Origin of the sequence: Aeromonas sp. s13, assembly GCF_040907905.1 — a bacterium.
GTDB lineage: Bacteria > Pseudomonadota > Gammaproteobacteria > Enterobacterales > Aeromonadaceae > Aeromonas > Aeromonas veronii.
In genome coordinates this window covers 112,716-133,047 of the sequence record NZ_JBFOCS010000068.1, presented here as the reverse complement: position 1 = coordinate 133,047, position 20,332 = coordinate 112,716, and the positions used below count along the sequence as shown (strand labels likewise).

15 protein-coding genes are annotated in these 20,332 nt (G+C 59.7%); 8 read left to right on the top strand and 7 right to left on the bottom strand.

Annotated features, from left to right (window positions below; genetic code table 11):
* Positions 1 to 7: 7 nt before the first annotated feature.
* From AB5Y82_RS14000 to AB5Y82_RS13985, 4 genes are all read right to left on the bottom strand, one after another.
* Positions 8 to 994: a zinc-binding dehydrogenase gene (locus AB5Y82_RS14000; RefSeq protein WP_368174133.1), complete on the bottom strand. Its 987-nt coding sequence runs from the start codon at positions 992 to 994 to the stop codon at positions 8 to 10.
* 160 nt (positions 995 to 1,154) lie between these two features.
* Positions 1,155 to 2,264, bottom strand: coding sequence for an alkene reductase (locus AB5Y82_RS13995; RefSeq protein ID WP_368174132.1), 1,110 nt, complete (start codon positions 2,262 to 2,264; stop codon positions 1,155 to 1,157).
* Positions 2,265 to 2,461: 197 nt separating this feature from the next.
* A complete protein-coding gene (locus AB5Y82_RS13990) occupies positions 2,462 to 3,997 on the bottom strand; it encodes a TerC family protein (RefSeq protein WP_128815694.1) in 1,536 nt (511 codons plus the stop codon).
* Between the two features lie 300 nt (positions 3,998 to 4,297).
* On the bottom strand, positions 4,298 to 5,224 hold the full coding sequence (locus tag AB5Y82_RS13985; RefSeq protein WP_368174131.1) for a cation diffusion facilitator family transporter: 927 nt from the start codon (positions 5,222 to 5,224) through the stop codon (positions 4,298 to 4,300).
* A 167-nt stretch (positions 5,225 to 5,391) separates the two neighbouring features.
* On the opposite strand from AB5Y82_RS13985, the gene AB5Y82_RS13980 reads away from it, so the two are divergent.
* The 6 genes from AB5Y82_RS13980 (at position 5,392) to AB5Y82_RS13955 (ending at position 14,366) form a co-directional block, all read left to right on the top strand.
* On the top strand, positions 5,392 to 8,463 hold the full coding sequence (locus AB5Y82_RS13980; RefSeq protein ID WP_368174130.1) for an FAD-binding and (Fe-S)-binding domain-containing protein: 3,072 nt from the start codon (positions 5,392 to 5,394) through the stop codon (positions 8,461 to 8,463).
* Positions 8,463 to 8,951 (top strand): hypothetical protein, encoded by a 489-nt coding sequence (locus tag AB5Y82_RS13975; protein WP_058058504.1) that lies wholly within the window; start codon positions 8,463 to 8,465, stop codon positions 8,949 to 8,951. Before AB5Y82_RS13980 ends, AB5Y82_RS13975 begins: the two co-directional genes overlap by 1 nt.
* Positions 8,952 to 9,089: 138 nt before the next feature.
* Positions 9,090 to 9,551: a hotdog fold thioesterase gene (locus AB5Y82_RS13970; RefSeq protein WP_368174129.1), complete on the top strand. Its 462-nt coding sequence runs from the start codon at positions 9,090 to 9,092 to the stop codon at positions 9,549 to 9,551.
* 180 nt (positions 9,552 to 9,731) lie between these two features.
* Complete coding sequence (locus AB5Y82_RS13965; protein WP_047438936.1) at positions 9,732 to 11,633, top strand: DEAD/DEAH box helicase; 1,902 nt, start codon at positions 9,732 to 9,734, stop codon at positions 11,631 to 11,633.
* A gap of 332 nt (positions 11,634 to 11,965) precedes the next feature.
* Complete coding sequence (locus AB5Y82_RS13960) at positions 11,966 to 12,448, top strand: molybdopterin-binding oxidoreductase (RefSeq protein WP_159143562.1); 483 nt, start codon at positions 11,966 to 11,968, stop codon at positions 12,446 to 12,448.
* 1 nt (position 12,449) lies between these two features.
* Positions 12,450 to 14,366 (top strand): putative bifunctional diguanylate cyclase/phosphodiesterase, encoded by a 1,917-nt coding sequence (locus AB5Y82_RS13955; protein ID WP_368174128.1) that lies wholly within the window; start codon positions 12,450 to 12,452, stop codon positions 14,364 to 14,366.
* A gap of 134 nt (positions 14,367 to 14,500) precedes the next feature.
* On the opposite strand, the gene AB5Y82_RS13950 is transcribed toward AB5Y82_RS13955, so the two are convergent.
* From AB5Y82_RS13950 to AB5Y82_RS13940, 3 genes are all read right to left on the bottom strand, one after another.
* Positions 14,501 to 15,823, bottom strand: coding sequence for a Na+/H+ antiporter family protein (locus AB5Y82_RS13950; RefSeq protein ID WP_005344933.1), 1,323 nt, complete (start codon positions 15,821 to 15,823; stop codon positions 14,501 to 14,503).
* Between the two features lie 273 nt (positions 15,824 to 16,096).
* Entirely contained in the window at positions 16,097 to 16,774 is a 678-nt protein-coding gene (gene rnt / locus AB5Y82_RS13945; RefSeq protein ID WP_076491791.1) for a ribonuclease T, read from the bottom strand.
* 99 nt (positions 16,775 to 16,873) lie between these two features.
* Positions 16,874 to 17,617, bottom strand: a complete 744-nt coding sequence (locus AB5Y82_RS13940; protein ID WP_159143565.1) for a phosphatase PAP2 family protein — start codon at positions 17,615 to 17,617, stop codon at positions 16,874 to 16,876.
* 248 nt (positions 17,618 to 17,865) lie between these two features.
* On the opposite strand from AB5Y82_RS13940, the gene AB5Y82_RS13935 reads away from it, so the two are divergent.
* Complete coding sequence (locus tag AB5Y82_RS13935) at positions 17,866 to 18,987, top strand: 4-phosphoerythronate dehydrogenase (protein ID WP_159143566.1); 1,122 nt, start codon at positions 17,866 to 17,868, stop codon at positions 18,985 to 18,987.
* A gap of 193 nt (positions 18,988 to 19,180) precedes the next feature.
* Positions 19,181 to 20,197 (top strand): aspartate-semialdehyde dehydrogenase, encoded by a 1,017-nt coding sequence (locus tag AB5Y82_RS13930; protein ID WP_040066449.1) that lies wholly within the window; start codon positions 19,181 to 19,183, stop codon positions 20,195 to 20,197.
* Positions 20,198 to 20,332: the final 135 nt, after the last annotated feature.

Here is a 20,332-nt window from a genome sequence, read left to right as displayed (position 1 = left end):
GGCTGTATTACGCCACTCGCACCAGAAACTTCTCGCCCTGTCCTTCGCGCTTGAAGCGCTCGAGCAGGGTAGGCAGTGCCTCAAAGTCGCCGACCACCAGCGGCGGCAGGGTCAGTTCGCCGCTCGCCATCTGCGCCATCATGGCGACACCGGCGGCGACCAGTCGGCTCCACTGTTTGTCCGAGCCAAAGGCGTGCTGGGCACCCAGCGCAATCTCGTGCAAGGAGTGGCAATGGCTAAAGGCGGGCAGCGGATTGTGCGGGATGCGCCCGAGCACAGTCACCATATGACCGTAGTAACCAAGGGCGGGCAGCAGGCTCTCGGCCTGTTGGCTGGAGACCAGATCGATGATCCCCTCGAACGGTTCGTTGCCGTTGGCAGTCTGCAAGGTGGCCAGCCAGTCGGGATCCCGATAATCGGCTACGCCCTGCACACCGATTTGTTTGAGCCAGTGATGGTGGCGTGGGCTGGCGCTGGCAAAGACTCGCGCTCCTTGTTTAAGGGCGAGCTGTACCGCAAAGCGGCCGACGCTGCTGCCGGCACCTGTGATGAGCAGTGCTTCCCCGTGCAGGCACGGCAGCTTGGCCAGCGCCTGCCAGGCGGTGAGGCCAGGACAGGGCAGGGCGGCGGCCGCCTCGTCACTCAGGGCATCGGGCACCGGCAGCAGGGCGCGGGCCGGTACTCTAGTGTGGCGGGCAAAGCTGCCGTGGTGGCGCAGGTCGGTGTGATAGGCGACCCGGGTGCCGAGACGCAGATGGCTGACGTTGGCGCCGAGGGCCACGATAGTGCCCATGCCATCGACGCCGGGCACTTGACCATCCTGCCAGTTGGAGTGGCCATACTCGATCAGCTTCCAGTCCACTGGGTTGAAGGCGATGACCCGGTTGGCTAACAGTACCTCGTCAGGGGCGAGCGGTGCCAGGGGCAGATCGGCGAGGGTAAGCTGGGTCGGTTCACCGGGGGCATGCCAGCACCAGGCTTGGGTGTGATCCATGATGACTCCTTGTGAAAGCGAGGGGAGAGAACAACGAGATCATTGCAACAGTGATTCGGGCAGTCATATCACTGTTGCTAATGCGCAACAATACGGCAGGCCCCAACCTGTGGGGCCTGCTTAACGTGGTCTGCTGGCCATTGGTAAGCAAGGGCCGGTTTTATGCGTCATCGGCCTGATAGACGGGGTAGTCGGTCAACCCCTTCTCGCCACCGCCAAACAGGGTGGCCGGATCGTGGGGGGCCAGCGGATAGCCGTGACGCAGACGGTTCGGCAGATCCGGGTTGGCGACGAAGGGGCGGCCAAAGCCAATCATGTCGGCCCAGCCGGCTTCGAGGGCGGCGCGAGCCCGCTCGCCATCATATTTGCCGGCATAGATCAGGGTGTTGGGGAAGGCATCCCGCAGACCCTGCTTGAAGTTCTCCGGCATCAGGGGGGCATCGTCCCAGTCCGCCTCGGCAATGTGCAGGTAGACCACGTTGAGCTGGCCCAGCAGACGAGCGGCCGCCAGATAGGTCTCCTGCGGATTGGCATCGACTGTGCCGTTGAGGGTGGTGAGTGGCGCAAGACGCACCCCGACACGTTCGGCCCCGATTTCGCTACTGACCGCCTCGGTCACCTCTTTGAGAAAGCGCAGCCGGTTTTCCAGCGATCCGCCATAACTGTCGGTGCGGGCGTTGGATTCGGAGTCGAGGAACTGGTTGATCAGATAACCGTTGGCTGCGTGCAGCTCGATGCCGTCAAAACCGGCGCTGATGGCGTTGCGGGCCGCCTGACGGAACTGGCCCACCACCGCATCGATATCGGCCTGGGTCATGGCGCGCGGAGTGACGGTCTCGACAAAGCCCGGCGCATCGCTGCCATTATCGACGAACACCTTGACGCCCACTGCGGGCAGGGCTGAAGCGGAGATGGGCTGGGCGCCGCCGATGTTGTCCGGATGGGTGACTCGGCCCACGTGCCAGAGCTGGGCGAAGATGGTGCCCCCCTTGGCGTGCACGGCATCGGTCACAAGCTTCCAGCCAGCGATCTGCTCGGCGCTGTAGATGCCCGGCGTCCAGGCATAGCCCTTGCCCATGGGGTCGATTTGGGTGCCTTCGCTGATGATCAGGCCCGCCTCGGCGCGCTGGGCGTAGTAGCTCGCCATCATGGCGTTGGCCACATCACCCGGCTGACTGGCACGGGAGCGGGTCATGGGGGGCATGACGATGCGGTTGGCAAGGTGCAGCTGGCCGAGGCGCAGCGGGCAGAACAGGTGATCGTGGCTCATCTTGAGTTCCTCATGGTGGAAGTGAGGCCACTTTATGCCGCCATCTTGTTGTGAAAAAGGGGGGGTAATTGCACAAGAGAATTGTGCTTGATGCAGCAATCAGTGCAAACCGTCGGGAAAGAGGCGTTGAGGCATAAAAGTTGAAGCATAAAAAAGAGGGCCGTCTGGCCCTCTTCTGTATTCTGCTGGTGGCAGGCTCAAGCCGTGGCGGGCATCACTTTCACCCGCTCGATACGCCGCTCGCTGACCTCGATCACCTCGAAGTTGAGCTGCTGCAGTTGCAACTGCTGACCCGGGGTGGGCAGGGTGCCGAAGTGGGAGAGCAGCATGCCCGCCAGGGTCACGTATTCATCGCTCTCGCTCACCAGGCCCTCATGCTCCAGCACCTGCTCCACATGGTGGATGTTGGTGCTGCCGTTGATCAGCCACCCTTCGCCATCGCGCACGATATCCGGGGTTTCGTCCTCGTCCGGCAACTCGCCGACGATGGCCTCCAGCAGATCGTGGGTGGTGACCAGCCCCTGGATCACGCCAAACTCGTCGGAGACCAGAATAAGGCTTCCCTTGGCTTTGCGCAGCTCCGCCAGCAGACGGATCACGTTGATTGTCTGCGGCACGATAATGGGATCGTTCTGCTTGGCCAGTTCGCTCAAGGATTGCCCTTCGTTCAAGGCAAACAGCAGGTCGCGCGCCTTGACCACTCCGATCACCTCGTCCAGATCCCCGTCACAGATAGGGAACAGGCTGTGGGGCTCGCGCTGCAACAGGGCGCGGATCTCGTCGCTGGAGTCGTTGATATCGATCCAGGCCATCTCCGAGCGTGGGGTCATGATGGTGCGAATGGAGCGCTCGGCCAGCGACAGCACGCCGGTCACCATATAGCGCTCCTCCTCGCCAAAGCTGAGCGGCTCGGCAGGTGCGGCATCCAGATCGTCATCCGGTCTGTCTTGATAGGCCTTGCTGCCCATCAATTTGAAGATGGCGGCGGTGGTGCGCTCGCGCAGGGGCTGTTTGGATTCGTGACGCATGGCGCTGCGCTGGGCCAGCTGGTTGAAAAACTCGATCAGCACCGAGAAGCCGATGGCCGCGTAGAGGTAGCCCTTCGGAATGTGGAAACCGAAGCCTTCCGCCACCAGGCTGAAGCCGATCATCAGCAGGAAGCTCAGACAGAGCACCACCACGGTGGGGTGGGCGTTGACGAAGCGGGTCAGCGGCTTGGAGGCGAGCACCATCACCACCATGGCGATGGTCACGGCGGCCATCATGACGCCAAGGTGTTCCACCATGCCGACGGCGGTGATGATGGAGTCGAGCGAGAAGACCGCATCGAGCACCAGAATTTGGGCGATCACCACGCCGAAGCTGGCGTAGGCGCCGACCGGGCCGTCATCCTGGGGTTTGGCTTCCAGCCGTTCATGCAGCTCGGAGGTGGCCTTGAACAGCAGGAACAGGCCGCCTCCCATCAGGATCAGGTCCCGACCGGAGAAGGGGTGATCCCACAGGTGCAGAATCGGGGTGGTCAGGGTGACCAGCCATGACATGACGCTCAGAAGTCCTAGTCGCATCAGCAGGGCCAGCGACAGGCCGATGACGCGGGCCTTGTCCCGCTGGGCGGGGGGCAGTTTTTTCACCAGAATGGCGATAAAGACCAGGTTGTCGATCCCCAGCACGATTTCCAGAATGATCAGGGTAAACAGACCGATCCAGATATGGGGATCCAGCAGCAATTCCATTGTATGACCTCAATAAAAACAGACAGAGCAGAGAGTGATCACGGCGCGCGATGGCCGCAGTAACAGCAAGGCAAAGGTGTTATTCAGAGGCGCTGATTAAGCAGAAAAAGATAGGCTTTGACAGAGAGAGACGAAGGGCAACTTCGGGGATTGTCCATGATGGGCAATAAAACCTCGGGTGAAAAATGAGCCCTGATAATAGCGGCTGGCGCCAATTTGGCAAGAGCAGCGTCAGTGGGGCGTGATGGGGTTGTGATGCGACAGGGGGAGACGGCCGAGCCGCGCTCCCCCGTGCGGTAGTTACAACCAGCGCTTTTCGCGGGTAAAACAGACCGAGAGCCAGGCATCTCCCAGGGTATCGCCGAGGCGAGACCAGAGCTCCTGGCGCAAGGCATCCTGACGTTCGACAGGCCACTCTTGACCCGGCGCCACCAGAATGTTCAATTCCAGATCGAAGCGGCGACCGCTTTTGGCCAGATGGCTGTAGCACTCGATGCCGTGGCGCTGGCGCAGCGCCTCGATCTCCTGCTCGACTTGCCGTGGCACATCCCCCTTGGGGGCGATCTTCAACACTTCCCGCAGGTTGCGACCGAGCACCTTGATGGGAATGAGAGTGGCGCAGAGGGCCAGCAGCGAGACCAGCACCGGGTCTATGTAGCGGTTGTATTGGCCGTAGCCGATGGTATCGAGGCCGATGGCGACCACGAAACCGATAAGCAGGGTGGCGCTGAGCAGGGTATCCACCAGCCACTCCTTGGAGTCGACCCGCACCAGCTCGGAGTCTACCTGCTCGGCGACCTGGGCTTCGATGCGATAGATGATGGCGCAGAAGAAGGTGGAGACGGCGGCATAGATAAGGGCGTGGCCGAGATCGATCTCCCGTCCGCCATCCAGCAGGGTGGTGATGCCGCTATAGAGAGCGCCAAGGCAGAGCAGCAGAATAATGGTGCCATTGATGACGTTGGTGATGGGCTCGAAGTGGGCATAGCCATACTGGAAGCGCGCATCGGAAGGGCGGGTAACGAGATAGGCGGTAACAAGACCGAGGCCTGTCATGCCCATGCTGAACAGGGTGAAGATACCATCGAGCATGATGGCGTTGGAACCGACGAAGAGGCCGTAGCCGATGCCGAAGATGGCAAAGGTGATACAACCGAACAGCGACAGGGTGAGCGCCTGTTTTTCGGTGGTGACCAGCGTACTGATAACATGGCTGTGGTGAGCCATAAAAGTCCTCCTTTCAAATGGTGAATATTGCCAAGCGCAAGCGGTTTTCTAGCTGATATACTGCCCGCTCACATGTGAGCGGACTGGCCTGATTGCCATTGACAGGCGGCTGGCCAGTCGTTGTCGCCGGCGTGCCGGCATCAAGCAAAGGATGGGAACAAGGATTCATGATCCCGAGACTCGATTACCAGGACAGTTTGTCACCCACAACCCTGCAGTTTCTTGAGTTGCTAGAGCGCAGCGCATTTCGTGGTGATATCGAAAAGTCTTATGCAAGCCGGTTGGCGATGGCGACGGATAACAGCGTCTATCAGGTAGTACCTCAGGCGGTTCTCTATCCGCGCAGTGCGGACGACATAGCAGCAATGCTCAAGCTGGCCGCAGAGCCGGCGTTCGCCTCCCTGAGTTTTTTCCCTCGCGGTGGCGGTACCGGTACCAATGGTCAGTCATTGGGCGGCGGCATTATCGTCGATCTCTCCCGTTATATGAACCAGATCATGGAAATTAATCTGGAGGAGGGGTGGGTGCGCGCCCAGGCCGGGGTGGTGAAAGACCAGCTCAACGCCTATCTCAAGCCCCACGGCTACTTCTTCTCGCCGGATCTTTCCACCTCCAACCGCGCCACCTTAGGGGGCATGATCAACACCGACGCCTCGGGGCAGGGGTCTCTGGTCTACGGCAAAACCTCGGATCACGTGCTCGGCCTCAAAGCCGTGCTGGAGAATGGTGACCTGATGACGACCGAGCCGCTAAGTAGCGAACGGCTTGCCGACAAGCTGGCGCTGGAGAATCGGGAAGGGGAGATCTATCGCACTCTCTATCGCATCGGCAAGGAGCGGCGAGCCGACATCGAGGCGACCTTCCCCAAGCTCAACCGCTTTCTGACCGGTTACGATCTCAAGCACCTCTATCAACCCGATACCGACACGCTGGATGTCAGCCGGGTGCTGTGCGGATCTGAAGGGTCTCTCGGCTTTATCACCGAAGCCAAACTAAATATCACCCCCATCCCGCGCTACCGTACGCTCGTGAACGTCAAGTACGACAGCTTTCCTTCGGCTCTGCGCAACGCCCCCTTTATGGTGCAGGCCGAGGCTCTGTCGGTGGAGACGGTGGACTCTCGAGTGCTCGGGCTGGCCCGCGCCGACATCATCTGGCATTCGGTCAAAGAGCTTATTCAGGATGTGCCCGGCAAGGATCTGCAGGGGCTCAACATCGTCGAGTTTGCCGATACCGACGAGGCAGAACACAAGGCCAAGGTGGCGGAGCTCTGCCGCCGTATCGACGCGCTGCTGGCCAACGGTGAAGCCGGGATCATCGGCTATCAGGTGTGTGACCACCTGCCGAGTATCGAGACCATCTACGCCATGCGCAAGAAGTCGGTGGGGCTGCTCGGCAACGCCGAAGGGCGCAAGAAGCCGGTGGCCTTCACCGAAGATACCGCCGTGCCGCCAGAGTCGCTGGCCGATTTCATCATGGAGTTTCGTGCTCTGCTCGATGCCCACGGCCTTGACTACGGCATGTTTGGTCACGTCGATGCAGGGGTGCTGCACGTGCGCCCGGCGCTGGATTTGTGCGATCCCGAGCAGGAGGTGCTGCTGCGCCGCATCTCCGATCAGGTGGTAGCGCTCACCGCCAAATATGGCGGTCTGATGTGGGGCGAGCATGGCAAGGGCTTTCGCTCCGAATACAGCCCCGCTTTCTTTGGAGAGCTGTGGGAAGAGCTGCAGCGGGTCAAGGGGGCGTTCGACCCGACCAACCGTATCAACCCGGGCAAGATCTGTATCCCCTACGGTAGCGGCGCCGAGCTGGTGTCGGTGGATGGCCCCAAGCGCGGCAAGTATGAGCGCCAGATCCCGCTCGCGGTGCGCACCAGCTACACCCGCGCCATGGATTGCAACGGCAATGGTCTCTGCTTCACCTTCGAGACCGACTCCCCCATGTGCCCCTCGGTCAAGATCAGCCGTGATCGCCGCCACTCCCCCAAGGGGCGGGCGGGACTGATGCGCGAATGGTTGCGTCAGCTGGCGGAGCAGGGGTTCGATCCGCTGGCGGAAGAGGTGGCACTGCAATCCGGTGGCGTGCGCTTCAAACAGCTGGTGGACAAGGTGCGCAACAGCTGGGCCAAACAGCGCGGCGAGTATGATTTCTCCCACGAGGTGATGGAGGCGATGGCGGGCTGCCTTGCCTGCAAGGCGTGCACCAGCCAGTGCCCAATCAAGGTGGATGTGCCCGATTTTCGCGCCCGCTTTATGCAGCTTTATCATGGCCGCTACCTGCGCGCGCCGAAGGATTACTTCGTCGGCACGGTGGAGAGCTATGCGCCGTTGCTTGCCAAGGCGCCGAAGCTGGTCAACTTCTTCCTCGAAAAAGAGTGGGCCCAGAAGGCGACCGAGAAGAGCATCGGCATGGTAGATGTGCCGCTGCTCTCGGTGCCGACCCTGGCCGAGAGCCTGCACGATAACCGCGCCCGCTATTTTGATCTGCCGGGTCTGGAGCGGATGAGCGCCGAGCAGCGCAAGCAGGTAGTGCTCATCGTGCAGGATCCCTTCACCAGTTATTACGATGCCCCCGTGGTGCGCGACCTGGTGAAACTCGCCAGCAAACTCGGCTTCCAGCCCTACCTGCTGCCTTTTAAACCGAACGGTAAACCCCAGCATATCAAGGGGTTCCTGCGCGCCTTTGCCCGTACAGCGGCCAACAGCGCCCAGTTCCTCAACAAGGTGGCGGCGCTTGGCATTCCCATGGTGGGGGTGGATCCGGCCATGGTGCTCTGCTATCGCGACGAGTATGCCAAGGCGTTGGGGTCGGCTCGCGGCGATTTTCAGGTGTTGTTGCCGCAGGAGTGGCTGCTCTCGCTGCCGGTAGATCAGTTGCCTGCTCGAACCGACAAGACCAAGAGCGAGGAGGGGAGCGAGCCCTGGTATCTCTTTGCCCACTGCACCGAGAAGACCGCCAAGCCCTCCACTCACGGTGACTGGAGCACCCTGTTTGACCGCTTCGGGGCCAGTTTGCAGCCGGTCTCTGTGGGTTGCTGCGGTATGGCGGGCACCTATGGTCACGACGTCAAACAGGTGGAGAACTCCAAGGGCATCTATGGGTTGAGCTGGGCCGACCCGCTTGCCCGTCTACCCAAAGCGCGCTGTCTGGCAACTGGCTATTCGTGCCGCAGTCAGGTCAAGCGGATGGAGGGGGAAAAGCTCAAACATCCATTGCAAGCCCTGCTGGAGCTGCTTTGATGCTGACGTTTCCCAAGCGGTTTCGGGTGCCGAAGGCCTATCGGCACCCACGTTTCTTGCTGTTACCCGCCACTCCCGCTCAGGCGGTGGTGGAGTTTGTCGCCATGTTGCGCGAGCGCGAGCAGCTCCATCAGCTGTTTCGCCCGAACGATATCTGGCCCTCCGCTAACTTCAGCCTGAGCCAGCACGAAGGAGATCTGGAGTGGCAGCAGTCGGAGTTTCTGGCCAAGCGCTCGTTCGCCTATGGCCTCTGGAGTCCGGATCGGGAGCCGCAATTTTGGGGTGGGGTTTATCTCTACCCCTCGGTGTTGCCAGAGGTAGCGGTGGAGCTCTTCTTCTGGAAGGTGGCCGAGGCGCCTATCACGGATGAGGAGTTGGAGATTCAGCTGCGCGACTGGCTCGCCAGGGTGTGGCAGTGGCCAGAACCTCGTCTGCCGGGGCGAGAAGTGCCTTGGTCCGAGTGGCCCGGCGTTACCTACCCTTGGTGATATCCCGCTTAAGGGCATGATTGTGTAACACGCAGCGCCGGGTAACCAACAACTCATATAACCGAACCATTTTGCAGATGGAGGGCGTTTCACCCATATCGGTACGCATTCATCGTTTACATAAGGAGTCTGCTCGCAATGAGTCACGATATTGCGCCCATCTGGCGTAAACCCATGAGTCTGGAGGGGCTCAACGCCACCTCTCGCAACACCCTGATGGCCCATCTCGATATCGTCTACACGGCTTTTGGCACCGATTGGCTTGAAGCGACCATGCCGGTGGATCATCGCACTCACCAGCCCCTGGGCATGCTGCATGGCGGCGCATCTGTGGTGCTGGTGGAAACCTTGGGATCGATTGCCGCCAATATGGCTGTCGGGCCAGATAGCTACTGTGTGGGGCTGGAGGTGAATGCCAACCATCTGCGAGCCAAACGGGAAGGGGTGGTGACCGGGCGTTGCACGCCGCTCCATCTGGGAGCAACAACCCAGGTGTGGCAGATTGAAATTCGGGACGAACGTGAGCGTTTATTATGCACCAGCCGACTGACCATGGCGGTGCTCAAACACAAGCGGGGCAAGGACTCCAGCGAGGAGTGATCTGCAATAACGCACTATGAGTGCAAAATAAGCAAGCCATACTCGCCAGATCCCTCTATAATTGCCAACGTCTTGAGAGGCTTATCACATTTTTCAAGACAGCAGAACAAAGTGGCGCTATAATCGCCGCCTTTTTGCTATTCCGCGGTGTTAGCCGCCTGCCTTAATCTGGAAGAATCTATGTCTGATACCGAACAACTGCCCCTTTTTAGTGAGCTTGGACTGGCCGCGCCTGTATTGAAAGCGCTGCAGGACGTGGGCTATGAGCGCCCGTCACCGATCCAGGCCGCAGCAATTCCCCACCTGATGGCGGGACACGATCTGCTGGGGCAGGCGCAAACCGGTACAGGGAAGACCGCTGCTTTTGCCTTGCCTCTGTTGTCTCGTCTGGAAGCTGGTAACCGCAACACCCAGATCCTGGTGCTGGCACCTACCCGCGAACTGGCGCTGCAAGTGGCTGAAGCGTGCCAACGCTACGCCCACCACATGCCTGATTTCCACGTACTGCCCATCTACGGCGGTGCCTCCTACGAAACCCAGACCCGCGCCCTGCGTCGCGGTGCCCAGGTTGTCGTCGGTACTCCGGGCCGCGTGATGGATCTGATCCGTCGCAAGAACCTGGACCTCTCCGGCCTGAAAGCCCTGGTACTGGACGAAGCTGATGAAATGCTGCGTATGGGCTTCATCGACGACGTGGACTGGATCATGGAGCAGTGCCCGAGCACTCGTCAGGTTGCCCTGTTCTCTGCCACCATGCCGGAGCAGATCCGTCGCGTGGCCCAGAAGCACCTGAAGCAGCCCAAAGAGATCAAGATCGCCTCCAAGACTGCTACCGCTACCACTATTCGCCAGCGCTACTGGCAGGTAACCGGTCTGCACAAGCTGGACGCCATGACCCGTCTGCTGGAAGTGGAATCCTACGAAGCACTGCTGGTATTCGTACGTACCAAGAACGCTGCTGAAGAGCTGGCTGGCAAGCTGGCCGCCCGTGGTCACGCCTGTGAAGCGCTGCACGGCGACATCCCGCAGAAACTGCGTGAGCGTACCGTCGACAAGCTGCGTCAGGGCCAGCTGGATATCCTGATCGCCACCGACGTTGTCGCCCGTGGTCTGGACGTTGAGCGCATCACTCACGTAGTGAACTACGACATTCCGTACGACACCGAATCCTACGTTCACCGTATCGGCCGTACCGGTCGTGCCGGTCGCAAGGGCGAGGCCATCCTGTTCGTCGCTCCCCGCGAGCGTCGTATGCTGCGCGCCATCGAGCACGCAACCCGTCAGGCCATCGAGCCGATGAAGATGCCAAGCACTGAGGACATCAACCAGCATCGTCTGGCCAAGTTCAAAGAGCGCATCCGCGAAACCATGATGGGTGAAGAGCTCGAGATCTACCACAACCTGGTAAACGAGCTGATCGAAGAAGATTCTGCCGATCCGCTGGAGCTGGCTGCCGCACTGGCCAAGCTGGTACAGGGCGACCAACCGCTGCTGCTGGATGACTCCATCCCGGATCCGCTGTTCAACAACAGCAACGATCGTGGTGGCTTCGAGCGCCGTGACTTCAACGACCGTGGTGGTCGTGACTTCGGTGACCGTGGTGATCGTCCTGCCCGTCGCATGCCGTCCCTGGAGCCGCGTCCGCTGAAAGACAACCCGGATGTGGAGATGGAGCGTTACCGCGTAGACGTGGGTGCCCATCACGGCGTCAAGCCGGGCCAGATCGTAGGCGCCATCGCCAACGAAGCGAACATCGAGAGCCGCTTCATCGGCAACATCGACATCGCTGATGACTTCTCCACCGTCGATCTGCCGAAAGGCATGACCGCCGATGTACTGGAAGTGATCAAGAAAGCCCGTGTTTGCCAGCGTCCGCTGCAAATCACCCGCTACACCGAAGTGCCGGCCGGTGGCAACACCAGCAGCCGTCCGCCCCGTGGTGATCGTCCGTTCCGTGGCGACCGTCCTTTCAACAAGGATCGCCGTCCCCAGGGTGACCGTCCGTTCAACAAGAGCGGGGAGCGCCGTGAAGGTGGCTTCAACAAAGATCGCAAATTCGGTGGCAAGCGTCGCGAAAGCTGATTGCTGATCCCGTTATGAAAAAGGCCGCTCATTGAGCGGCCTTTTTTGTATCTGCGATAGGGACTGTACCGTCAGTTTGCCTGTGTGGGGGTCATATTTCTGTTCCATAAGCCAGGTCGAGAGCCAAAGGGACATGAATATTTTCTGATGCAGTTGTGACATTCGGAGCCTGGATGCCATGCTTTTGGTGGCATTCGGGTACAGCCTGATGCTGGTTGCCTGTTGTGGTGAGCTGGTTGCCGCAACATTGTTTTGCATTGTGACTCTACCGTTGTCATGTGGGTGAGCAGAGTGAAACCAATAAAACAAACAGTACGATACGGAGGTCTATCATGGGTGGATGGCTTGGCAGGATGCTGCTGTTATCCGGCTGTCTCGTTTCTGGCATGGTGTTGGCTGATGATCCTTTCCTCAAGATCAAGGGAAATGGCTGTTGCAATGGTAAAGGGGAGGTCGTGTTGACCCGGGCCGAGTTTGAGGCCTTACCTCAGACAGAGGTCAAGACCGAGACCCCTTGGACCGAGGGGGATCACACCTATCGTGGTGTGCTGCTGCGAGATCTGGTCAAGATGTATGGTCTCAAGAGTGGGGAGGTCAAGGCGGTCGCCATCAATGACTACTGGGCAGCTGTGCCGCTGGAAGATGGAGATAAATATGCGGTACTGCTGGCCGAGAAGCAGGATGGCAAGGTGTTGACCCTGCGCAACAAGGGGCCGCTCTGGATCATCTATCCCCTCTCTGATCACCCGGAGCTGAACAAGGAGCTCTATCACAGCCGGATGGTGTGGCAACTGACGGCGATTGAGAGCAAATAAGATGCTGCGCGGCAAGTTTCTGAGCTTGATCCTGATGGTGACTGCCTTTTTGGGGGTCGCCATCTGGTCGGTCTGGAACTATGACCGTGCTTTTAATGCTGTGACCCGCTATACCCAACTCTCCGCCTGGGCGTTGGCGCAGCTGGAGCTGGAAATCCGTGGCTTTGATGAGGCGCTCTCTCTCTATCGCACCGGTTCGACCAGTCAGAAAGAGATGAACAAGCGTTTTGATATTGCCTGGAACCGCCTCGATGTCTTCCTGCACGGTGAAGAGGCAAAGCAGGTCCGAGCTCGCTTTGGTGCTGAACAAGCGGTAGGGAAGATCATGGCCCTGTTCGAGAAGTATGAGCAGGCCGTGGTCAGTGGAGATCGAGATTCGAAAGAACTTGCTCGTTTCGCCGAGGAGTTGGCTCGGGATCTGGCTGCCATCCGCGATGTGATGGTGAAAAATTTCACCGGTCCATCCGCTATTGCCCAGCGGGAGGTACTCAACTCGTCGCGTATCCAGAACTTCTTCATTCTGGCTTTCTTGATGTTGGCGACCGTGGTGATGCTGCTGATGCTGTTTCGCGAAGTGCGCCACCAGCACTTTCTTGCGTGGAATGATGCGCTAACCCGCTTGCCGAACCGGGCCTCCTTGATCAAACACCTCAAGCAGCTGACGGGACATAAAGGGGGGCGCAGTAGCGTGACCGTCTGTCTGGTGGATCTTGGCCATTTCAGGGAGGTAAATGACAGCCTGGGCTACGAGGTGGGGGATGCATTGCTGACGCAACTGGCCGAGCGGATCCGCGCCGTATCGGTTGACGGTATCTTTGCCGCCCGCACCGGTAGCGATGAGTTTGCCATCATTATTTCCGGCGTTATGCCCACCTATTTGCGCTTTCCATTTCTGGAGCAGCTGCGTAACGAACTTGCCGGGCTCGCCTTGGCGACTGATCCCGCCCACCGGGTGCGGGTCTTTATGGGGGTCAGCCAGTACGTGCGACCGGTACACACGCCGGAGGAGATGCTGCTGTTTGCCGATATCGCCCTCGACAGTGCCAAGCGCAAGCGGCTGAATCGTTACGTGGTTTTCTCCAGCAGCATGTATCAGCACTATCTGCGTAACCGCCGTTTGTCGACCGAGTTGCGCGAGCTGATCCAGCACCACAGCAATTTGCAGTTGAGCCTCTACTATCAGCCGATTGTCCGTGGTCAAGGCACGGTGCGACTGGGAGCCGAGGTACTGATCCGCTGGAATCACCCGGAGTACGGTTTTATTCCGCCACTCGATATCATTTCGCTGGCGGAAGATAACGGGCTGGGGGAGGCGCTCGGGTTATGGATCTTCCGGCGCTTGCAACATGATCTCGCCATTTTCCCGAGCGACTTGATTGAACCGCTGGAGATCTCGGTCAACCTCTCGAGTTCCATGTTCACTATGGAGTTGGCAGCCCAGCTGGATGAGAACATGAGGGAGGGGCCGCTAAGCCTGCAACAGCTGATCGTCGAACTGACCGAAACTATTGCTCTGGATGATATCGAGCTGAGCAAACAAATCATCGACACCCTACGTCAGATTGGAGTGCGGGTGGCCCTCGATGATTTCGGTACCGGCTTGTCATCGTTCTCCTACTTGCGGGAACTCTATTTCGACAAGCTCAAGATCGACCGCTCATTTATCACTGCCATCGACAACGATACCCGTCAGGCCCTGTTCGTCGAGGCGATCACCAGCCTCTCTCATCAACTCGGTGTGCGGGTGGTGGCGGAAGGGGTGGAGAACAACGATGAGCTGAAGGCGGTGCTGAGCATAGGGGTGGATGAAATTCAGGGCTATTTCTACTCCAGGCCCTTGCCGCTGCAGGACTTTCTGCTGTTCTGCCATCGCTACTTTATCAATCGGAGCATCATGCAGGAGGTTGCGCTGGGTTAGCGAGCGGTACCTTTTCACCGTCACTACAAGCTAACGTGCTGTTGTTTATCTAGTCGAATACAACAAGAAGGCGACCATCTGGTCGCCTTCTTGTTGTGCATTGTGACGTGCAGAGTTCGCAGCCCGAGGGGCTATCAGAGCACCATGGCGGCAATCCAGCCGAAGATTACCAGTGGGATGTTGTAGTGAATGAAGGTGGGCACCACGCTGTCCCAGATATGGTCGTGCTGGCCATCGGCGTTGAGGCCTGAGGTGGGGCCCAGCGTCGAGTCGGAGGCGGGTGAACCCGCATCCCCCAGCGCGCCTGCGGTACCGACCAGGGCGATGATCGCCATCGGTGAGAAGCCAAGCTGCAGACAGAGCGGCACATAGATGGTGGCGATGATGGGCACGGTGGAGAAGGAGGAGCCGATCCCCATGGTGATGAGCAGACCCACCAGCAGCATCAGGAAGGCGGCGATGCCTTTGTGCTGACCGATGCCGGAGGCGACCACCTGAACCAGAGAGTCGACCCCGTGAGTTGCCTTCATCACGGCGGCAAAACCGGCGGCGGAGATCATGATGAAGCCGATCAGCGACATCATCCGCACCCCCTGAGTGAAGGCATCCTGGCTTTCGCGAAACTTGATGACGCCGCCGCAGGTGAAGATGACAAAACCAGCCAGTGCACCCAGTACGATGCTGTTGGTCATCAGTTGCAGCCCCAGCGCTACGCCAATGGCCAGCAGGGCCACCCAGATGTGGGTGAGGTTGAGCTCGACCGCTTCGGGCTCGGCATCCAGGATCTTGGCCAGATCGTACTGGCGCGGTTTGCGATAGCTGATGAATACCGCAATCAGCAGGCCCAGTACCATACCGGCGACCGGAATGGCCATCGCCAGCGGGATCTGGCTGGTGGTGATGGGCACGCCGTTATCGATCAGGTTCTTGGCCAGAATGTTATTCAGGAAGATGCCACCAAAGCCGACCGGCAGCACCATATAGGTAGCAGTCAGGCCAAAGGTGATGACACAGGCCACCTGACGACGGTCGATCTGCATCTGCGCCATCACATGCAGCAGCGGCGGGATCAGGATGGGAATAAAGGCGATGTGAACCGGGATCAGGTTTTGGGACGAGATCGCCACGGCCAGCACGGAAGAGAGCAGCAGGGTTTTGACCCACATGATACGGGTCGAGCTGGCATCCTTGCCCAACTGGCTGATCACCTTGCGGGCCAGCAGGTCGGTGATCCCGGAGCGGGAGATGGCAACCGCAAAGGCGCCCAGCATGGCGTAGGAGAGAGCGATCTCGGCGCCACCGCCCAGGCCACCGCTGAAGGTGGTGAGGGTATCGGTCAACGACAGCCCACCGACCAGGCCGCCAGCAATGGCCCCCAGCGCCAGCGAGACCACCACATTGATCCGCAGCAGACTGAGCACCAGCATCAGCCCGACTGCGATAACAACTGGATTCATTTGATTTCCTTATAGTTTGTTATTGCTGTCTGTCATGTGAAGGGGAGTTAGTTTGCGAAAAATGTGACAAATGTCGAGTAAAAAATCAGTCAAACCCCTCATATCGCAGCAGCATGTGGCACAAGGTTGCTCAACATGAGGGGTTGTGACCTGTTTGTCCCCGTGCATCCCGTGCGCTGCGGTGGATAGTGACGTTGATAGCGATTTCCGGTGCGCCGTGCAATCAATCACTTCCCTAAAAAGCGAAGGCTGCCAGTGGCAGCCTTCGTCCGTTTATTCTTGTCCCTCATCGTCGGCAGGGGCATCGGTTGTGTCATCATCCGGATGCGCTGGCGGCCATCCCCCCATGCTCTTCCAGCGGTTGACGATATGACAGAACAGCTCTGTGGTGCGTTCGGTGTCATAGAGGGCCGAGTGCGCCTCTTTATTGTCAAACGGGATGCGGGCGCTCTGGCACGCTTTGGCCAGCACGGTCTGGCCCAGCGCCAGCCCGGAGAGAGCAGCGGTGTCGAAGGTGGCGAATGGATGGAACGGATTGCGCTTGAGGCCAGCCCGCTCGGCGGCAGCCATCACGAAGCCGTGATCAAAGGTGGCGTTGTGGGCCACTATGATGGCGCGGCTGCAATCCTGCTCCTTCATCCCCTTGCGGATCCCCTTGAAGATCTCGGTCAGCGCCTCTTTTTCCGAGACAGCGCCACGCAATGGGTTGTAGGGGTCGATGCCGGTGAACTCCAGCGCGGCCTTTTCCAGGTTGGCCCCTTCGAAGGGCTCGACATGAAAGTGGAATACCTGATCGGGAACGAGCCAGCCCTGCTCATCCATTTTCAGGGTGTAAGCCGCGATTTCGAGCAGGGCATCGGTCTTGGCGTTGAACCCGGCTGTTTCAACATCAATGACGACGGGGTAAAAACCACGGAAACGGCCCTTGAGGGTATGAACTGCGTCGGTCATGGGATCTCGGTCGGGATAAAATGAGGCGGCATTATGGCAAAAAAGCACAGGCTTGTCCCCCCATCCCACGCAGTCGGCCGCGCCAAGATGGCGCAGGATTCAATATCTGTGCAGCCACCAGCGGGCGGCAATCAGCGCCGTGAGCGTGCCCAACAGGGCGCTGGCCAGCACATCCACCGGCCAATGCATTCCCATTACCATGCGCGACAGACCAACCCCCAGCGCCCACAACGGCAGCAGCCAGACGCCCGTGGGGGCGCGGGCCAGCCAGATAAGGCCGAAAAATTGGGCCAGGCTGATGGCGGCGATACTGTGGCCGGAGGGGAAGGCGTAGTTCACCTCGGCCTGCCAGTGGTGGCCGAGCCACTCAGGCAGGGCCAGCAACTGGCTGGCGGCATGAACCTGTTCACTGCGCACATCGATGCTAGTGGCGTAGAAGTGCTTGATGGCCGGGATCAGCGACTGACTCTCCAGCCAGAGCAGATAGGGTCTGGGCTCTTCGGTCAGGTGTTTGATCAGGCTCTTGAGCACCCAGTCGCTGGCGAGCAGGGCTGCCAGCGCACACCCCAGTGCAATGAAGGGGGACAGCTCCAGTTTGAGTTTGTAGCGGGTCAGCAGCAGCAAGAGGGCGCCACTGACCCCGATCCCGGGAATATCGACCATGCGGGTAAGGGCGTATGACCACCATAGCCAGCCTGATTGCAGTGAACCGGTCAGAAAAGGCTGCCAGGGCAATGTGGCGAGTAGTAACAGGGGCAGGATTAACAGGGCTGTGAAGCCAAGCACCTGACTGCGGGTGAGTGAGGCGGTTGACATTGGGAGCGGCGGAGCGTGTGGCGGCATGGTGGGTATGGGCGATCGCGAAAAAAGAGGGGCATTGTGCCACCGTGATATGCCCGGACAAAGCCGAGCAGCACGTTTGTTACCTCTGCTTACACATTTGTGGCGACATCCTCTGTTTGAGCGGGCGGATGGAGCGGCTGCCGCGCAATGTGGTCCCGTTTCGTGCCGGATTGCATCACAGGCTGAAATCTCGGGCGGCTTTGCGCTAGAATGGCGCCCCCGTGGCGGTTGTGACTAAAGAGAGCCCGATGAAGATAGTCGTTGATGAGAATATGCCCCATGCCGTGGAGCTGTTTGCCGAATTTGGCGAGGTGATCCCCTTGCCCGGGCGGCAGATGCAGGCCCGCGATCTGCTGGATGCCGATGTGCTGCTGGTGCGTTCGGTCACCCGCGTCAACGGCGATTTGCTGGCGACCAGCCCCAAACTCGGGTTTGTCGGCACCGCTACCATAGGCACCGACCATGTGGACAAGGCGTTGCTGGCAAGCCGCAATATTCCCTTCTTCAGCGCCCCCGGTTGCAACAAGTATTCGGTGGGGGATTATGTGCTCTCCGCCCTGCTGGTGCTGGCGGAGCGTTACGAACTCGACCTCTCGGCCATGACGTTGGCGGTGATTGGCGCGGGCAATACTGGCGAGTGTGTGGCTGGCAAGGCCCAAGCGCTCGGCATGCGGGTACTGCGCTGCGATCCGCCCAGGGCGCGGGATAATCCTGATGCGGGCTTTGTCGATTACCAGACCGCTCTTGGTGCCGATATCGTCAGCTTCCATGTGCCCATTACCCGTGAAGGGCTGGATGCCACCTACCATCTGCTCGATGCCGAACAGATTGCCGCGCGCCCTGCCGGGCAGATCCTGATCAACGCATCCCGTGGCGAGGTGTGGGATAACCGGGCCCTGCTGGCGCGCCAGTTGGGCGATGCGCCTTTGCGACTGGTGATGGATGTGTGGGAGAACGAGCCCGAGCCACTGGCTGCGTTGGTGCCCCATACCGAGATTGCTACCCCCCATATCGCCGGTTACAGCCTGGAGGGGAAGGCGCGCGGTACCTGGATGCTCTACCAGGCGCTCTGCCAGCAGCTGGGACGCCAGCCTCGTCAGGATTTGAGTGGGTTGTTGCCCGCCCCCGATGTGCAGGCAGTGGTGCCGGGCCGCGCGCCGGATCAGGCGTTGATCAAGCAGCTGGTGCATCTGGTTTATGACGTGCGCCGCGATGATGCCCGTTTCCGTGCCCGACTCGGTCTGCCCAGCAGCTTTGACGAGCAGCGCAAACACTACCCCGAGCGCCGTGAACTATCCTCCCTGCAGGTTGAGGGCGCGTTTGCCGACCAGGCGCTGGGCGAGCTGGGATTTGCGCTGTCACGCCCCTGAATCGGGGACTAGGAGTTGGAAGATAACCGGCAGGGGTGAGCCGTACTGGCTACCTCGCCCCCCTTTTTTACTGAGCTGGCGCAGATACTACTGCGCCGGCTCAGCCATATCAGGCAGCGTCATCTCGCCGTGCGGGAGCCTGCCGACCATGGCGCCACCCGGCGCCATTGCAGCATTATCAGAGGAGAACAGAATGAGCCAGCAGTTTAACGTAGCGGTATTGGGTGCCAGCGGCGCCGTGGGTCAGGCGATGATCGAGATCCTGGAAGAGCGCGAATTTCCGGTAGCGACCCTCTATCCGCTGGCTTCCAGCCGCAGCGCCGGTGATACCGTGCGCTTTGGCGGCAAAAACCTCGAGATCCTCGATGTGGAGGAGTTTGACTGGAGCCAGGTACAGATCGCACTCTTCTCCGCCGGTGCCGAGGTCTCTGCCAAGTGGGCGCCGATTGCTGCCGAACACGGCTGCATCGTCATCGACAACACCTCCTGCTTCCGTTACGACGAAGATATCCCGCTGGTGATCCCGGAAGTGAACCCGGATGCGCTGGCCGATTTTCGCAATCGCAACATCATCGCCAACCCCAATTGTTCCACCATCCAGATGCTGGTGGCTTTGAAGCCGCTGCACGACGAAGTGGGCATTGCCCGTATCAACGTGGCCACCTATCAATCCGTATCAGGCTCCGGCAAAGAGGGGGTCAGCGAGCTGGCAGGTCAGACAGCTCATCTGCTCAACGGCCGTCCGGTGGAACCGACCCTTTATCCGCAACAGATCGCCTTTAACCTGATCCCGCAGATCGACAGCTTCACCGACAACGGCTACACCCGTGAAGAGATGAAGATGGTATGGGAAACCCAGAAGATCCTCGGCGATGCCAGCATTGCCGTGAACCCCACCTGCGTGCGGGTGCCGGTCTTCTACGGCCACGCCGAGGCGGTACACGTCGAACTGCACCAGCCGCTCGATGCCGAACAGGTCAAGGACCTGCTGCGCAGTGCGCCGGGCGTAACCCTGTTTGATGACGAAGGGGACTATCCGACCCCGGTGCGTGACGCAACCGGCAAGGATGAGGTGCTGGTGGGTCGGGTGCGCCAGGATATTTCTCATCCAAGTGGTATCAATATGTGGATCGTGGCCGATAACGTTCGTAAGGGCGCGGCAACCAACAGTGTACAGATTGCCGAGTTGCTGGTTCGCGACTATCTGTAAGGCTGGTCAGATGCCACAGATGCGCAGCAGGGAGTGCTGCGCATCCGGCCTGTGATCAAACCGGGGTGTGACCCATGCCGCACTCCGTCACTTCAAGATTCTGTTGCGATATCAACTGATTAAGTTTTTTCCTAC

Bases quoted from the DNA above. Each gene is read 5' to 3' on its own strand.
- AB5Y82_RS13995 (WP_368174132.1), bottom strand. From the start codon at position 2,264: ATGAGCCACGATCACCTGTTCTGCCCGCTGCGCCTCGGCCAGCTGCAC.
- AB5Y82_RS13960 (WP_159143562.1), top strand. From the start codon at position 11,966: ATGGGTGGATGGCTTGGCAGGATGCTGCTGTTATCCGGCTGTCTCGTT.
- AB5Y82_RS13970 (WP_368174129.1), top strand. From the start codon at position 9,090: ATGAGTCACGATATTGCGCCCATCTGGCGTAAACCCATGAGTCTGGAG.
- AB5Y82_RS13965 (WP_047438936.1), top strand. From the start codon at position 9,732: ATGTCTGATACCGAACAACTGCCCCTTTTTAGTGAGCTTGGACTGGCC.
- AB5Y82_RS13980 (WP_368174130.1), top strand. From the start codon at position 5,392: ATGATCCCGAGACTCGATTACCAGGACAGTTTGTCACCCACAACCCTG.
- AB5Y82_RS13940 (WP_159143565.1), bottom strand. From the start codon at position 17,617: ATGCCGCCACACGCTCCGCCGCTCCCAATGTCAACCGCCTCACTCACC.
- AB5Y82_RS14000 (WP_368174133.1), bottom strand. From the start codon at position 994: ATGGATCACACCCAAGCCTGGTGCTGGCATGCCCCCGGTGAACCGACC.
- AB5Y82_RS13975 (WP_058058504.1), top strand. From the start codon at position 8,463: ATGCTGACGTTTCCCAAGCGGTTTCGGGTGCCGAAGGCCTATCGGCAC.
- AB5Y82_RS13990 (WP_128815694.1), bottom strand. From the start codon at position 3,997: ATGGAATTGCTGCTGGATCCCCATATCTGGATCGGTCTGTTTACCCTG.
- AB5Y82_RS13930 (WP_040066449.1), top strand. From the start codon at position 19,181: ATGAGCCAGCAGTTTAACGTAGCGGTATTGGGTGCCAGCGGCGCCGTG.
- rnt (WP_076491791.1), bottom strand. From the start codon at position 16,774: ATGACCGACGCAGTTCATACCCTCAAGGGCCGTTTCCGTGGTTTTTAC.
- AB5Y82_RS13935 (WP_159143566.1), top strand. From the start codon at position 17,866: ATGAAGATAGTCGTTGATGAGAATATGCCCCATGCCGTGGAGCTGTTT.
- AB5Y82_RS13955 (WP_368174128.1), top strand. From the start codon at position 12,450: ATGCTGCGCGGCAAGTTTCTGAGCTTGATCCTGATGGTGACTGCCTTT.
- AB5Y82_RS13950 (WP_005344933.1), bottom strand. From the start codon at position 15,823: ATGAATCCAGTTGTTATCGCAGTCGGGCTGATGCTGGTGCTCAGTCTG.
- AB5Y82_RS13985 (WP_368174131.1), bottom strand. From the start codon at position 5,224: ATGGCTCACCACAGCCATGTTATCAGTACGCTGGTCACCACCGAAAAA.